General features: G+C 33.9%; 14 protein-coding genes. 7 read left to right on the forward strand and 7 right to left on the reverse strand.

What is annotated here, in order from left to right; genetic code table 11:
• Positions 1-736: 736 nt before the first annotated feature.
• Complete coding sequence (guaB, locus tag QWY86_RS18650; RefSeq protein ID WP_290244328.1) at positions 737-2,206, reverse strand: IMP dehydrogenase; 1,470 nt, start codon at positions 2,204-2,206, stop codon at positions 737-739.
• Positions 2,207-2,388: 182 nt separating this feature from the next.
• Here guaB and ppnP point away from each other — a divergent pair, with 182 nt between their 5' ends.
• Complete coding sequence (gene ppnP / locus QWY86_RS18655) at positions 2,389-2,670, forward strand: pyrimidine/purine nucleoside phosphorylase (protein WP_290244329.1); 282 nt, start codon at positions 2,389-2,391, stop codon at positions 2,668-2,670.
• Positions 2,671-2,704: 34 nt separating this feature from the next.
• On the opposite strand, the gene QWY86_RS18660 is transcribed toward ppnP, so the two are convergent.
• Together QWY86_RS18660 and QWY86_RS18665 are read right to left on the reverse strand one after the other, a co-directional pair.
• The gene (locus QWY86_RS18660; protein ID WP_290244331.1) at positions 2,705-3,976 is read right to left on the reverse strand and encodes a M16 family metallopeptidase; all 1,272 of its coding nucleotides are present in this window, start codon (positions 3,974-3,976) and stop codon (positions 2,705-2,707) included.
• On the reverse strand, positions 3,969-5,213 hold the full coding sequence (locus QWY86_RS18665; protein WP_290244333.1) for a M16 family metallopeptidase: 1,245 nt from the start codon (positions 5,211-5,213) through the stop codon (positions 3,969-3,971). Before QWY86_RS18665 ends, QWY86_RS18660 begins: the two co-directional genes overlap by 8 nt.
• 162 nt (positions 5,214-5,375) lie before the next feature.
• Here QWY86_RS18665 and QWY86_RS18670 point away from each other — a divergent pair, with 162 nt between their 5' ends.
• Complete coding sequence (locus QWY86_RS18670) at positions 5,376-6,500, forward strand: CofH family radical SAM protein (RefSeq protein ID WP_290244334.1); 1,125 nt, start codon at positions 5,376-5,378, stop codon at positions 6,498-6,500.
• A 329-nt stretch (positions 6,501-6,829) separates the two neighbouring features.
• Here the strand turns inward: QWY86_RS18670 and QWY86_RS18675 are convergent, their stop codons facing one another.
• Both QWY86_RS18675 and QWY86_RS18680 read right to left on the reverse strand, forming a co-directional pair.
• Entirely contained in the window at positions 6,830-7,687 is an 858-nt protein-coding gene (locus QWY86_RS18675; RefSeq protein ID WP_290244336.1) for a ferritin-like domain-containing protein, read from the reverse strand.
• 20 nt (positions 7,688-7,707) lie between these two features.
• A complete protein-coding gene (locus tag QWY86_RS18680) occupies positions 7,708-8,424 on the reverse strand; it encodes a ferritin-like domain-containing protein (protein WP_290244338.1) in 717 nt (238 codons plus the stop codon).
• Positions 8,425-8,552: 128 nt separating this feature from the next.
• Here QWY86_RS18680 and QWY86_RS18685 point away from each other — a divergent pair, with 128 nt between their 5' ends.
• The 5 genes from QWY86_RS18685 to QWY86_RS18705 all read left to right on the forward strand — a co-directional run bounded on the left by QWY86_RS18685 (position 8,553) and on the right by QWY86_RS18705 (position 14,596).
• Positions 8,553-9,338 (forward strand): LytR/AlgR family response regulator transcription factor, encoded by a 786-nt coding sequence (locus QWY86_RS18685; RefSeq protein ID WP_290244340.1) that lies wholly within the window; start codon positions 8,553-8,555, stop codon positions 9,336-9,338.
• Positions 9,325-12,306, forward strand: a complete 2,982-nt coding sequence (locus QWY86_RS18690) for a sensor histidine kinase (protein WP_290244342.1) — start codon at positions 9,325-9,327, stop codon at positions 12,304-12,306. Before QWY86_RS18685 ends, QWY86_RS18690 begins: the two co-directional genes overlap by 14 nt.
• A 251-nt stretch (positions 12,307-12,557) precedes the next feature.
• Complete coding sequence (scpB, locus tag QWY86_RS18695; protein WP_290244344.1) at positions 12,558-13,124, forward strand: SMC-Scp complex subunit ScpB; 567 nt, start codon at positions 12,558-12,560, stop codon at positions 13,122-13,124.
• An 89-nt stretch (positions 13,125-13,213) separates the two neighbouring features.
• On the forward strand, positions 13,214-13,405 hold the full coding sequence (locus QWY86_RS18700; RefSeq protein WP_290244345.1) for a hypothetical protein: 192 nt from the start codon (positions 13,214-13,216) through the stop codon (positions 13,403-13,405).
• A 72-nt stretch (positions 13,406-13,477) separates the two neighbouring features.
• Positions 13,478-14,596, forward strand: a complete 1,119-nt coding sequence (locus QWY86_RS18705; protein WP_290244346.1) for a GNAT family N-acetyltransferase — start codon at positions 13,478-13,480, stop codon at positions 14,594-14,596.
• A 118-nt stretch (positions 14,597-14,714) separates the two neighbouring features.
• Here the strand turns inward: QWY86_RS18705 and QWY86_RS18710 are convergent, their stop codons facing one another.
• Positions 14,715-15,035: a helix-turn-helix domain-containing protein gene (locus QWY86_RS18710; protein WP_290244348.1), complete on the reverse strand. Its 321-nt coding sequence runs from the start codon at positions 15,033-15,035 to the stop codon at positions 14,715-14,717.
• Entirely contained in the window at positions 15,035-16,387 is a 1,353-nt protein-coding gene (locus QWY86_RS18715; protein ID WP_290244350.1) for a UDP-N-acetylmuramate--L-alanine ligase, read from the reverse strand. Before QWY86_RS18715 ends, QWY86_RS18710 begins: the two co-directional genes overlap by 1 nt.
• Between the last annotated feature and the right edge of the window lie 12 nt (positions 16,388-16,399).

Below are 16,399 nucleotides of genomic sequence, written 5' to 3' on the forward strand. Positions count from 1 at the left end.
CGCAACAACAGCAATTAGTTGGCTGATTTGAGTGAGTTTTCATAATTATTATATTAAATCTATAGATTTAGTCGACAAATATATTAAAAAAAAGCATTTGCCAAATTTTATTTTGTAAAATTACGTTTGCCACGGAAACACGGATTACACGAAATATTTTTGTATTAGCCACAGATTCAGATTTTGAAATAATCTTATTGTGGTACTTTAGAATGATTTTATTGCCACGGAAACACAGATTAACACGGAATAAATGGTTTTTTCCAAAAATTTAGAAAAGCAATGCCTCAATAAATATTGTAAGTAAGTCGGGCTTTACACTACATCTTTTTGGCTTGAAAAGAAACTTACGAAGTCTAATGGAGCGATTGTTATGAAACTTCTTAGATTAAGTGAACAGCGCCAAAAAGGATATCGTTTCAATCCCGTTTAGGTGGCTTGGAAAGTACAACTATTTACAGTTGCAAGGCGTTCTTGAACTATCCCTTAACTCTAAACCTGACAGCAGCGGCAGCCCCAAGTTTTTTCTACGAGGGCTACAGCGAATGGCAGGACTGCACTGGCCGATATTGTAGACCGCTCATTTCCAAAAAATAAAATTTTGTGCTTAAAAACAAAAACGAGGCTATCATTTTTGACGCCTCGTTTATTTTAATTTTTAAAGCAATTAAAAAGTTTTCTACACTGCGCTCGAAATGACGATAGCATAAGAAACTTTAAGCTTTTACCTTTCAGCTTACCTAGTATAATTTGGTGCTTCCTTGGTAATCGTAATATCGTGTGGATGACTCTCACGCATACCAGCAGCAGTTATTTGAACAAATTGTGCTTCTTGTAATGCTTCAATGCTTGCTGCTCCGCAGTAACCCATACTTGCACGTAAACCACCAATGTATTGATACATTACTTCGGCTAAAGTGCCTTTAAATGGCACACGACCTACAATTCCTTCAGGAACTAGTTTTTTAATATCATCTTCTACATCCTGGAAGTAACGGTCTTTTGAACCTTGCTCCATCGCTTCGATAGAACCCATTCCGCGGTAAGATTTGAATTTACGTCCTTCGTAGATAATGGTTTCGCCTGGAGATTCTTCCACTCCTGCAAATAATGAACCTGCCATTACTGTGCTTGCACCAGATGCAATTGCCTTTGCAATATCTCCGGTGTGTTTAATGCCACCATCGGCAATAACCGGAACACCAGTGCCTTTTAGTGCCTTCGCACATTCGTAAACTGCATATAATTGAGGAACACCAACACCAGCAATAATTCTGGTTGTACAAATAGAACCCGGACCGATACCAACTTTAACCGCATCAGCACCTGCATCAGCTAAAAATTTAGCAGCTGCACCAGTTGCAATATTACCAACGATAACCTGTAAATCAGGATATTTAGCTTTAACTTCTTTTAATTTATCTACAACCCCTTTCGAATGTCCGTGAGCGGTATCAATAGTAATTACATCTACTCCGGCATTAACCAAAGCATCAACACGTTGAATGGTATCGGCAGTTACACCAACGGCTGCACCTACACGTAAACGGCCACGCTCATCTTTACAAGCAACCGGGTAATTTTTAACTTTTGAGATATCTTTGAAAGTGATTAAACCACTTAAAAAGCCATCTTTAGTAACAACAGGAAGTTTTTCAATTTTATGATTTTGAAGAATTTCTTCAGCTTGAATAAGATTGGTACCTTCTGGAGCGGTTATTAAATTTTCTTTGGTCATTACTTCCGCAATTGGTCTTGCCATGTTTTTTTGGAAGCGCAAATCACGATTTGTAATAATACCAACTAACTTATTATCGCTGCTTACAACCGGAATACCACCAATTTTATGCTCTTTCATAATTTTGAAAGCATCGGCCACAACTGCAGTTTCTAGTAAAGTTACCGGGTCTTGAATCATTCCACTCTCCGAACGTTTAACCTTACGTACTTCATTAGCTTGTCTTTCGATGGTCATGTTTTTATGTAACATACCAATTCCGCCATTTTGCGCAATTGCAATAGCAAGTTCAGCTTCTGTTACGGTATCCATTGCAGCGGATATTAATGGAACATTAAGCTTAATTTTTTTAGTTAAGAAAGTGGCTGTATTTACATCGCGAGGCAGAATTTCAGAATATGCAGGTACTAAAAGTACGTCGTCATAAGTTAAACCTGTAGCAATAAATTTTGTGGAATCGAGTTGCATAGAAAATAAATTAGGATTTATTATATGCGGGGCAAAGATACAAAAATCAAATCAAAATAAAAGCCAGAATATAAAATTGCATAAATATTAAGCTTGGCTGACAAATTAAAATATTATGCTGTAGATTCTTATTTTAAGTAAAGCTTAGGTATCATTGTTTTATATAAAACGATGATAAAATTATGATAACTGAAAATCAATATTTCGATGGTAATGTAAAATCGTTAGGTTTTGAAACAAAAGATGGCAAAGTAACCGTTGGTGTTATAAATCCTGGTGAATACGAATTTGGAACCTCACAAAAAGAAATCATGAATATTGTTAGCGGCGAATTATCAGCTTTGCTGCCGAATGAACATGATTGGAAAATTTATGCAGCTGGAGCTAGCTTTGAAGTTGAAGCTAATGCCTCATTTAAAGTTAAAACTGATATTCAGACGGCTTACCTTTGTGAGTATAAATAAATAGAGCAGAATTAATCCTGCTCTATTTTTACAATTATTTCTTCCCTACTACGATTTCGGTAAAGCTTTCTATAGTTAAATATTTATTTGCCAATGCTTGCAATTCCTTAGCTGTGATTGATTTTACTTTGGCAATGTAGTTTTCATAGTAAGTGTAATCTAAACCAGAGAAGTAAATATTTTTAAACTTATCGGCATGAGAAAAAACATTTTCTAAACTCCCGAGCATAGAGCCGAGCATATAATTTTTAACCAGGCTCAGTTCCTCTTCAGTAACTTCTTCTGCTTTTAAAATCTCAATTTCTTTGTAAATTTCTTTCAGAGCATCGGCACAAACATCAGCACCAACTTCGGTACCGATAAAGAAATAGCCAGAATTGTGCAGCGAAACGATGCCTGAACCAATTCCATAAGTGTAACCTTTATCCTCACGAATATTAGCCATTAAACGGGAGCCAAAATATCCACCTAAAACGGTATTTAGAATTTGAACCCCGGCAAAGTCTTCATGTTTTCTGTTGATAGATAACTGACCAATTCTAATTGCCGACTGTAAAGATTCTGATTTCTCTTTATAAACAATATTTTTTACTGGCGATTGAAAACTAAAAATATTTTTAACTGCATTTCCATTATCCCAGTTCTGTCCAAATTCTGTGTTTAATAACTCAAAACCTTGTTCATCAAACTTGCCAGAAACAATAATTGTACAGTTATTTGGTGCATATGCATTTTTAAAATAGTCAACCAAATCATCACGCTTTAAAGCATCATAATGTTTCAATTTTATATCTACACCGTAAGCAGTATCTCCAAATAAGGCATTAGAAAACTCTTTTCTAGCCAACACATCATTCTTCTGAAGATTTACTTGTAGTTTTTGTTTTTGATTCTGAATATAAATATCCAATTCCTTTTGAGGAAACTGACTTTCAGAAATAACATCTTTAACTATTGGTAAAACCGATTTAAGGTGTTTGTTTAAAGTATAAAGCGTTACTGTCGATTGGTCTTGATTATATTCCGTTTGAAAAAAAGCACCGTAAAAATCTATTTTCTCAGCAATTTCTTTCGCAGAAAGTTTGTTTGTTCCATTATTAAGTAACGCATTTACAGCAATGGCTTGCAAAGGTTTTTCTGGATTCCAGTTTACATTATTGAAAATAAATTCGATACGAACTAAATCCTGCTCGCCAGAAAAAATGGTAAAAACAGGAACACTATTATTTAAAACTTGCTTTACCGGTTTTATAAATTCAATTTTATTTACCTGCTTAAAATCAGGCGCTTGAGTACGATTAAGCATGTTCTTCTGTTAAGTAATATAATGTTGATGATAAATCTTTGTTAAAAGTTTCGTTTGAGATTCTCTGAATGTCTTCTGCCTGAACTTTTAAATATTTAGAAGCTTCCTGATTTAAAATATCGGCATCGCCAAGCAATTCGTAATAGGCTAGATTCATCGCTTTATCTAGCAAACTCATTTCAGAAAACACCAAAACCGACTCTACCTTATTTTTAACTTTCGTTAGCTCATCTCCGGTAACCAATTCATTTTTAATTTTCTCCAGTTCTTTCCAAATTGCAGCTTCTGCCCTTTCAACTGAAACACCTTCAACAAGTTTTCCTTCAACAATAAATAAACCTGGATCTAAACTGCTTGATATATAAGCATTAATGTCGCTGAACAATTGCTGCTCCTTTAACAAGCTATTGTGCAAACGAGATGATTTACCACCCGAAAGGATATCAGACACCAAATCAAATGCGTAATAATCTTTATCCAATCTACCTGGCATTTTAAAGGCTACATAAATTGCATTTAGCGGAACAGCAGCTTTAATGGTTTCTGTCCTTGCCGCTTCCTGCTTATCTTCCTGAATTAAATTACGTTCGTATTTAGCTCCAGATGGAATTGGTTCAAACCATTTTTCGGCTAACTTTTTTACATCTTCGGTTTTTACATTACCGCCAACAACAAGAATTGCATTTGTAGGATTATAATGTTTATTAAAAAACGCTTTAACATCATCCATTTTTGCATTTTCGATATGTGCCAACTCTTTGCCGATAGTAGCCCAACGATAGGAATGTTTTTTATAAGCCAAAGGACGTAATTTCAACCAAACATCGCCATAAGGCTGATTTAAATAACGTTGTTTAAATTCTTCGCTAACCACATTTATTTGTGTTTCCAAACTTTTTTCAGAAAAAGCTAAGTTCAACATTCTATCGCTCTCCAACCAAAAAGCAGTCTCTATATTTTCTGCAGGTAAAGTGATGTAATAGTTTGTAATATCGTTACTTGTGAAAGCGTTATTTTCGCCACCTACTCTTTGTAATGGTTCATCATAACTTGGAATATTTACTGAACCGCCAAACATTAAATGTTCGAATAAGTGGGCAAAACCTGTTTGTTCAGGGTTCTCATCACGAGCACCCACATCATATAAAATATTTAAAACCGCCATCGGAGTTGTTGGATCTTCATGTACCAAAACTTTTAATCCGTTGGCTAGTGTAAAACGATTAAAATCTACCATAAGGAACAAAGATAATTGAATTGTTGAATTGCTAAATTCTTTTGTTGTATTGGCTAGATAGTTTTCTGAATTATTGCTTTTAAAAAACCATAACGAGCCAATTTGACATCTAAAAAACTAAAACACCAATAAACCAACAAACCATTTCTTTATCTTTGCAGTATGAATACAGCCGATTTACTACATAGGGCATTACACTTTGATTTTTTAAGTCTTGAAGAAGGCGTTCATTTATATCATCATGCCGATACAGCATCTTTAATGTTTGTGGCGAATGAATTAAGAAAAATTCAGGTACCAAGTGGCAAAGTAACCTGGCAAATTGATAGAAATGTAAATACCACAAATGTATGTATCGCAAACTGTAAATTTTGTAATTTCTTCCGTCGCCCTGGCCACGATGAAAGTTACATTACAGATATCGAAACCTATAAAGTAAAAATTGAAGAAACTTTTAGATTAGGCGGCGACCAGCTTTTACTGCAAGGTGGGCACCACCCTGATTTAGGTTTAGCTTTCTATGCTGATTTATTCAAAAAATTAAAAGAATTATATCCTGATTTAAAATTACATGCTTTAGGTCCGCCGGAGATTGCACACGTAGCAAAATTAGAAGGCATTTCACATACTGAAGTTTTAAAAACTTTAAAAGAAGCCGGAATGGATTCTTTGCCAGGCGCCGGAGCAGAAATTTTAAACGACAGGGTTAGAAGATTAATATCTAAAGGAAAATGTGGCGGACAAGAATGGCTTGATGTTATGCGTGCTTGCCATCAATTAGACATTACTACATCGGCGACCATGATGTTTGGCCATGTTGAAACCATCGAAGAGCGCTTTGAACATTTAGTGTGGATTCGTCAGGTTCAAAGTGAAAAACCTGTTGATGCAAATGGATTTTTAGCCTTTATTCCATGGCCTTTTCAGGATGATGGCACTTTGCTAAAGCGTTTAAGAGGCATCAGCAATACTGTTACTGCCGATGAATATATTCGCATGATTGCTTTGAGTCGCATCATGTTACCTAACATCAAAAACATACAGGCAAGTTGGTTAACGGTTGGCAAAACTACTGCCCAGCTTTGCTTACATGCGGGTGCAAATGATTTTGGTTCGATTATGATTGAAGAAAATGTAGTTTCTGCTGCTGGTGCACCGCATCGTTTTACGGCAAACGGCATTCAACAATCTATAAAAGTGGCAGGTTTTGAACCTCAGCTACGTGGACAAAAATACAATTACCGCGATTTGCCTGAACATTTAGAAGAACAGGTAATTACCTATTAATAGATTGAAATAGAAATGAGTGATTGAATTTAAATAAAATCATTGTGTTTAGTTTTTCACATTTTGCTATAAAAGCCCAACTTTCTTGCAATACCCAATGTAAGATAAACCTTATTGGAGCGGCATCCTTTTTTGCATTTTCCGCAAAAAAGATAAAGCGGCAAGAAGGGCTGCCGAAAATTTTAAATCAAAAGTTTGCTTTTCAAAAAAATTATCCTTTAAGTTTAAAAACTAACTTATTTCAAATAAATAAAGGGAAACAGAACCCAGTTCTGCCTCCCTACCTTAAACTAAACATTACCTAATTCAATAATGTAGATTTTTTTGGCTTACGATAATTTGAAGCCTGTTCTTATAAATAAGTTTGCAATATTTTTAACAGCTGCGCCAGTTAAAAACTCATCAAAAGATTCTGCTGCTGCTGCTCTTGTAACGCCAGTTGCAATACCAGTAACTTCTATGTTTGCCTGAATAGTATTGTTTTCACCTGCGTAAACTGCATCAACTGCTGCAATTCCTGTATCATTAGAAACACCACCTGCACCTAAGCTAATCCAAGGTTTTAAAGCAACACCTAAAGCTGCAGCCGTCATTTGACGTAAATGCGATGCGTGACGAGCCTCAACTGCGTGAATTTGTAAAGCAGTTGTTAATACTGGCATACCTTTTAATACCGGCGCCTGACCTTTATAAGCTCTAACACCTGTATCTTCAAAAGCTGTAGCTACCTTTAAGAAAGTTTGATAGTTTGTAAAAACATCAGCAAAACCACCACCAGCTGTAAAGTCGAAATTTGCTTCAACTAAGTTAATTGGAGTAGCATTTGCTGCTGTAATTGCACCTCTTAATAAGTTAACGTGAGCAAGCTCGTGGGTACGAATTGTTGTAATAGCTGTGGTTGCTGCACCGGCAGGGATTAAACCTGGAGATAACAAAGCACGGTTATAAAAATTGTATTCTAAATGCTCTAAAGCGAGGGCAAAGTTTAATACTTCTACAACATTAGCAGGGTTAGATTGTCCATACGCTTTTTGAAACATTGAACCTAATGCTAATGGTAAAGCAGCTAATGATATTTTTTTGCTGGCATTGAAAAAACTTTTCATTGCAGCTCTGCGAGGGTTTAATCTTTCATAGATCTCTCCATCAACTTTTTCAATTTCGTCTAATATATTTAAGATATTCATGATTTCTGAGTTTTAAAAGATTAAAGGTTAGTAACGTTAATTTTAGTTTTAATGAATGGACCAGCCAATGCCAAAACTTTATCTGGAGTTAATGCTCCGTCTAAACCGTTCGCATCAACAGCACCAAAAGCAGAAAGGGTTCCTAAATCTGCAAAAGAGCCATAAGAAATTTGATCTCTTACATAAGCAGCGTGACGAGCCTCTACAGAAACGATTTGTCCTGCTAAAACTAAATACGTAGTATTTGTTAATCTAACACCAGCACCATTATATGCTGCAACGCCTAAATCTTCGAAAGTTTTCGCTGTTGCTAAAACACTTGCGCCACTATTAAAATCTACTGATGAGAAGTTAACATCTAAATTACCAATAGCAGCAGTACCTAATGCTTTTTTCAAAAACTCTCTGTGTGCAATTTCATGAAACTGAACATCCTGGAAGTATGCCTTTTGAGTTGCGGTAAATCCTGATGGATTTGAATTAGCAACCTGAATGTAAAACGCTGCCTCTAATTGCTCTAAAGCATAAGCATAATTTAATACACCAAAATCATCTTTAAAATCTAGTGTTGCGCCATCAATAACAAAATTGCGGTCTTTTTTACAACCTGCTGCAACTAAAGCTATACCAGCTGCACTCGCACCAGCATATTGTAGAAAAGACCTACGGCCTACTCTACTTTGTAACAAACTATCGTCTACTAGTTCGTCTTTTGTTTTTAGTTCATTGTTTTTCATATTTTTATGAGTTTAGGGGTTTAATATGTTCCAGTTTGATGATACATACGTGACAATTGCAACCACGGTTTTTTGATTTTACATTTTTTTTTATTAAGTGATTTTAATACATTCACAAACCTGTAAATATGACTATACTAAAAGCCATTATTGTTGATGATGAGGAGTTTGCACGTTCATCTATTTTCTTTCTTTTGCAACAAAATTGTCCAGAAGTAGAAATTACCGGCATTGCTCGTTCTGTAGCCGAAGCAAAGGATATTTTGGCGCATCATTCTATTGATTTAATCTTTTTGGATATAGCGATGCCAGGTGGAAATGGCTTTGAATTAATTCCTGATGCTCAGTTGCATAATGCAGCAGTAATATTTACCACCGCTTACGATCAGTATGCACTAAAAGCGATAAAAGCAAATGCTTTAGATTATTTATTAAAGCCGATAGATATTGATGAGCTTAAAACAGCTGTAGAAAAGGTAAGCTTATACACAAAACTTCATCAAGCGAGCGAAAACAAAGATGAGCGTGTTACGAATCTTGCCTCAAGCTTATCAAACCGTTCTGAAATTAGAAAGCTAACATTACCCTACGGCCAGGGCTTTAAAATGATTGATATTGATGACATCATCTATATAGAAGCTGACAGTAATTACTCAGTTTTCCATTTAAATAATCATGATAAAATAACAGTTTCGAAGGTTTTAAGAGAATTTGAAGAATTGCTTCCGTCAGACCAATTCGTACGAATCCATAAATCAAGTATTATAAACCTAAATCATTTAAAAGAATATAATTCTAAAAATGGATTGCAGGTTCACCTTAAAAACGGGGAAAGCATAAATGTATCTCGCCGCAGAGCAAGTGATTTTTTTGAAAAAATTAAACATTTCACAAAATCTAATGGAGAGCATTAGTAACAAAATATCGGCTTTTTTTAGAAGAAATGTTTTACAAACAGTATTGCTGTTTTTTTGTGCAATTACAATTTTTGCTACACCAGTTAAAATAGCTGCCCAAACCACTTACCTACCCCATTACACTTCAAAAAATGGTTTGTCAAGTAACAATTGTTATTATATCCATCAAGATAAAAAAGGCTTTATATGGATTGCAACAGATGCTGGTTTAAGCAGATTTGATGGAACAAATTTCCAAAACTTTACCATTGAAGATGGATTACCAGACACCCAAATTCTACAGATTAAAGAAGATAGTAAAGGGAAGTTATGGTTTCTTGCATTAAATGGTCAACTAAGTTATTTAAAGGACGGAAAATTTTATAATCGAAATAATAGTAACCTCCTAAATAAACTAAATTTTAATACTGTAATTGTTTCCTTTCTGGAAGATAAAAAAGGCAGAATATGGTTAGGAACAAATTCCAATCTTATTGTTTTATGGGATGGAAAATCAATTAAAAAGTTTGTATCACCTAATAAAAAACAACAATTTACAAATGCATTCTTGCATGAGGATGAAGCTGGAGATATATATTCTTACAGTGATGAGAGTACACAAAAATTTAGTGGAAATTCATTTGCAATAACCAATAATAATGTTAATCCGTTGTCGTACATGACGGCCTTTAACGCCCCAAACCGCTCGCTTTATTATTTAAATGATTCTGGTTTAAATCAATACCAAAATGGCAAAATAAAATCTATTATAAGAATCCCTGATAATTTACTTAAAAACATGTCGGGTTATTTCTATTATGATGTTGCAGAAAATGAAGTTTGGTTAGCAAGTAGTAATGGCGCTTTGGTTTTAAATAAAAGTGGCAAGACGGTTATGTATTTACAGGGCATTTCTGTCAATCAATCTATAAAAGATAATAGCAATAACATGTGGTTTGCTACAAACCAAGGCATTTACATGTTACCCAATGTAAATTCCAGATTATCAATTATCGATGCAGAATCTGGCTTGAGTAGTAATGTTATTAAAAGTATAGCAAAAGATTCCAAAAACAGATTATGGCTTGGAACAGATGATGCAGTTATTGATATCCTAAACATAAACAACTTCGAAATTGATGAAGTTGGAATGGATGATTACAAAAAATATAAAACCATTAAACAGATAACTTACGATCCTAAAAATCAATCGGTATATTTTGCTTCTGATTATGGCTTAGGCGTTTTCAACAATATTTACAAAACCAAGGATGATGTAAAATACCTAAAAGAAACTAACAATTCGATGTTTGTAATTAAACATTTTAGTTTGTGCAATCAGGATAATCATCTGGCAATTGCATTATCTTCCGGCGTTGTATTTTTGTCTGATAGAATAAATGAACTCGAATTTAATTCGTTAAAATATAAAGAGAAAGAAGATTTTTTCAAAAACAGATCTTATCATGTTTTCTACGACAAATCGGGAAGCTTGTGGTTTTCTAACATCAATGGCTTGTTCGAATTTAGCAAAGGTGTTTTAATTCATCACTATAAAAACAATCCACTTTTAACAAAAAGAATTAATGATATACAGCAATTAGCAGATGGAACTCTGGTTTTAGCTACTGATGGCTATGGAATCCTTTTTTACAGAAATAACAAGATTGTTAAACAATTAACCATTAAAGATGGCTTAACAAATGATATATGCACCAAGCTATTCATCAAAAACAACGAGATTTGGGCGATAACTAATAAAGGTGTAAACAAAATTTCAAATTATGAAAAATCGAGTGTTACCAATTTTGATTACGGTAAAGATTTACTAACTGAAGATGTAAACAACCTTTATATTGATGATAGCACGGCATATTTCGCAACTAATAAAGGCTTAATTCTTTTTAAGTACAATAACCAAAACCTACCTAAAAGTCTGCCAAAAGTTTACATTACCTCAATTATAAAAGATAAAGAACGTTTATCAATCGACAAAGATAATTTCACATTCGAAAGTGGCAATAACACAATCCTTTTTACATTTGGTGCAGTAGATTTTACTACAAGTGATATTACTTATCGGTATAGGTTAAACGAAAATTCTACTTGGGTTGAAACCCGCACACGTAGGCTCGATTTTTCGGCGCTACAAGCTGGAGAATACCATTTTGAAGTAAGCGCTAAAACTCAGAATAATGCATGGGGGCCATCAGCTAAAATAGCTTTTACTATAAAGGCTCATTTTTGGCAGAGTTTCTGGTTTTTATCCTTAGTCATTTTACTCGTTGGTTATGTATTTTACCGATTGGCCGTTTACATTACCCGCAGACAAAAAGACAAGGAGCAAGAGCAACTTTTGTTAAAGAACAGAATATTGATGTTGGAGCAGCAAGCTTTACAAGCAATGATGAATCCTCATTTTGTGTTTAATGTGATGAATTCTATCCAACACTTTATTAATACACAAAATACAACTTCAGCCAATAAAATTTTAACTGGTTTTGCAAGATTAATTCGCAAAAACCTAGAGATTTGTACAAAAAGTTACATCACCATCGATGAAGAATTAGAGTATCTCAACTTATATTTAAAACTGGAAAAAAACAGGTTTGGTGATAAACTAAAATATATAATTTATGTAGATGAAAGCATTGATAAGGATGAAACGCTTATTCCTTCAATGCTACTTCAACCGTATGTTGAAAACGCAATATGGCATGGCATTATGCCGAAAGAAAGTGGTGGAGAAATCCAAATTAACATTAAAACAGCAAGTAACAGCCTAAATATCGAAATTATTGATGATGGGGTTGGTATAGAAAATTCATTAAAAGCAAAAAAAGATAAACATATAAGTAAAGGCATGCAATTAACTAAGGAAAGGTTAAACCTTTTAGGGCAAATTGAAGCAAAACCTATACAATTAAACGTTTATCAAAACACTACAAATGGTACATCTGTATTTATTTCTATACCAATGAAATAAAAAATTACCGTTTACTCAATTTTTAATACCACTCACTAAATAAGAATACCATTAGATGTGGTTTAGCCTTAAACTTGTATTAGAAATAAACGATAGTGTTTATCAAAGACGTTCTTATAGAATTGATATAGATATTTAATAACCTAACCTAAAACTATATCTTAATTCAGGTTTCATTTGTGTGTTAAAAGCGGTCTTGTTTTTTAAAAAGCGAGACCGCTTTTTTTTGCCCAAAAATTCTATTTTTGTTTATGCCCCAAAATGATATTGCTTACCACATAGAAGCACTTATTTTCTCATCTGTACAAAGTATCAGTTTACAAGAAATAGTTTTTGCTTTAAATAGTGTTTTTAATGAAGAATTTCCAGATAAATTAATTCAACAGGAAATTAAAGCAATCGAAGAAAAGTATAGCAAAAAAGATATGGTGATGGAGTTAGTATGCTTAAACAATGGCTATCAATTTCTAACAAAAAAACATTACCATGAAACTGTTAACCAGCTGCAGTTACATCGTTCTAAAAAGAAATTGAGTCAGGCAGCCATGGAAACGCTGGCTATAATTGCTTATCGCCAACCAATAACCAAATTAGAAATTGAACAAATTCGTGGTGTAAACTCTGATTATTCTGTACAAAGACTATTGGAAAAGGAACTAATTAGTATCGATGGGAAGGCCGAAACTCCAGGAAGACCAATTTTGTACAAAACCAGTGGATTATTTATGGATTATTTTGGGTTAAATAATCTATCTCAGCTACCCCAATTAAAAGATATTAGTAAGGATGAAAATGCCATTGGCGAGCCATTAGAATAAATAATTTTTATTTTATTAAAAAACAGCTTGTTATAAAAAAAAGTTTTTTCGTATTTTTAAACTATAAAAGCATTTTTTATTTTTGAGTTATGAAAGCGCCGAAGAAACTCCCTACTAAGCCAACTACCAAAAAACAGGTAGATGAAGATGATAAACTTGAAGATGACGACATTCAAACTACGAAAAAAAAGTCTCAAGATGAAGATGAAGATGATTTTGATATGCCATTAGATGACATTGATAATTTCGACAGTTTTGATGATGACGATGACGATTATTAATATTTAAAAATTATATATTTGAAAAAGCATCCTGCCGCTTGGTTGGATGCTTTTTATTTTTAAAACTACCTCATGCAAATATTACCTGTAAATAATTCGTCGCTAGAAGAAGATTTTTTAAAAGTTCCTAAAATCTTATACAAAGAAGACAAAAATTGGATTTGCCCCTTAGATACTGAAGTTAAAAATGTTTTTAATCCTGATAAGAATAACTTTTTTAATCATGGAAAATGCACACGATGGATTTTGAAAGATAGTTCAGGACATCTTATTGGTAGGATTTCAGCCTTTATTAACGAAAAGAAAGCTTTTAACTACGAACAGCCTACAGGCGGAATTGGTTTTTTCGAATCAGTAGATAATCAAGAAGCTGCATTTTTATTGTTTGATACCGCAAAGAATTGGCTACTCGAAAATGGAATGAAAGCGATGGACGGACCAATTAACTTTGGTGAAAACGATTCATTCTGGGGTTTGCTCGTTGAAGGCTTTACGCCTCCTTCATTCGGGATGAATTATAACTTCCCTTATTACCAGAAGTTTTTTGATGCATATGGTTTTAAAACAGAATATGAGCAATTAACCAACCACATAAATTTAACCATTCCATTTCCAGAACGTTTTACCAAAATTGCAAATTGGGTACGTAATAAACCAGGCTATACCTTTGAATATTTCAGCAAGAAGAATTCAGAAAAATACATAAACGACTTGATGGAGATTTACAATGATGGATGGCAGGATTTCGAAAACTTTGTTCCGATAAAAAAAGAGACTTTAGAAGAAAGTTTCAAAAGTATGGAACCCATTATGGATGAGCATTTAATTCAGTTTGCTTATTTCAATGGAGAGCCAGCATCATTTGTGGTTTTAATTCCTGATGCCAACCAAATGATTAAGGGTTTTGATGGCAAATTAGGATTAATTGAGAAATTGAAATTTGCTTACCGCCGTTGGGTTGGTGTAAATAGAATGAGGGCAATTGTTATGGGTACTAAGCCTAAATTTCAAAAACATGGTTTAGAATCTGTTTTATTTATCAGATTGGGCGAATACGTATTACCAAAAAATCAATACAAGGAATTAGAATTAAGTTGGGTTGGTGATTTTAACGAGCAAATGATTGCCATACACAAAGCTACAGGCGCAACATTTGGTAAAAAGCATTTAACAATGCGAAAGGTTTTTTAAGAAGAGCAAGGATGAAAGAGCAAAGAACAATGATAAAGTATAAGAAAGCAAGGATGAAAGAGCAAGTATTATTGATTAAATCTTTATTCTTTGTTCCTTTATCCTTAATCCAAAAAAATTACATCCCCAACTTATCATAAAGCTCAATAACCTTTTTTCGAAGTTTATTGAGCTCTTCATCTTTATCTACAAGTTGTTGCTTTAAATCTGATAAATCAACGATAGATTCAGAATCATAAGTTTCTCCCGTTATCAGTTCTGAAGCAGGTACTTTAAATAGTTTCGAAATTTGAAGTAATCGAGAAATATTTAAATCGGTTTGTCCGGTTTCAATTTTACAAAAAGCAGGCGTAGAAATTTTAAGAAGTCTAGCTACATCAGCCTGACTTAAGCCTGATTCTACTCTACACTTTTTAATATTCTCCCCTATGCTTTTCATTATTTATTTAATGACGAAGCTAATTCTGGTAGATCAAAACCTGCATAATTCCCTGAACTCATCATTAACAAATTGGCGTTTTTATAATTCAAGCTAAGCAAATAAGCTTTTAATGCTGAAGCATCATTAAAAAATTTTAAATTAGCATTTGCAAAAGCTTCCCGAACATCAGCTTCTGAAAAAGGCTCCATTCTTTTTTGTTCAAAGCTCTTTAAATCTATAAATACGATTGCTTCATCAGCCTTGTCCATAGAACCAGCGTACTCTTTTAGAAAATCTTTATTCAAGCTACTAAAGGTATGCAATTCTATACAAGCAACTAGTTTTCTATCTGTAAATTGTGATTTTACAGCTTGGATAGTAGCCTTTAATTTTGAGGGAGAATGTGCAAAATCTTTATAGACATTTGTCAATTCATCAGCAGAAATTACTTCCAAACGCTTAGCTGCACCAGTAAAAGAGGCAATAGCATCATTAAACTCCTTTTTGTTGATGTCGAGCTCACTACAAACCAATTTAGCAGCATTCAGATTCATTAAATTATGATCACCGAAAACTTTTAAAGCTTTTTGTTCTGGTAATAAATAGGTAACTCCATTGATAATTTCATGCTCCGGAACGGCGTAGCCAATCTTTTTTACCGCTGCTGAGGCTTGCTCAACAATATCATTTAAATCTTTATCGGCTTTGCAATAAATTAAAGTTCCACCAGATTCAATGGTATTTATAAATTTGTCGAATTGTGAGGTATAATCTTCGTAAGTTGGAAAAACATTAATATGATCCCACGCAATACCGCTAATTACAGCCACATTTGCTTTATACAAATGAAATTTTGGTCTTCTATCAATTGGAGATGATAAATATTCATCTCCTTCAATTATCATAACAGGCGCTTCTTCAGTTACTTTAACCATGGTTTCGAAACCCGCAAGTTGTGCACCTACTAAATAATCGAAATCGCGATTATAATAATTAAGTACATGTAAAATCATGCTGGTAATAGTCGTTTTACCATGACTGCCCCCTATCACAACCCTGAGTTTATTTTTGCTTTGCTCGTAAATGTATTCAGGGTACGAATAAATTTTTACGCCCAATTCTTGCGCTTTTAACAATTCCGGATTATCAATTCTGGCATGCATGCCTAAAATAACGGCATCCAAATCGGAAGAAATTCGGTTATCATTCCAACCCATTTCTGCTGGTAATAAACCGTAATTATCTAATCTGGATTTTGCCGGTTCAAAAATCACATCGTCAGAACCGGTAATTTGGTAACCTTTTTTATGTAATGCAATGGCTAAATTGTGCATGGCACTACCGCCAATTGCAATAAAATGTATGCGCATATTTTTTTTTTT

The organism is Pedobacter aquatilis (genome assembly GCF_030409415.1).
GTDB classification, from domain to species: domain Bacteria; phylum Bacteroidota; class Bacteroidia; order Sphingobacteriales; family Sphingobacteriaceae; genus Pedobacter; species Pedobacter aquatilis.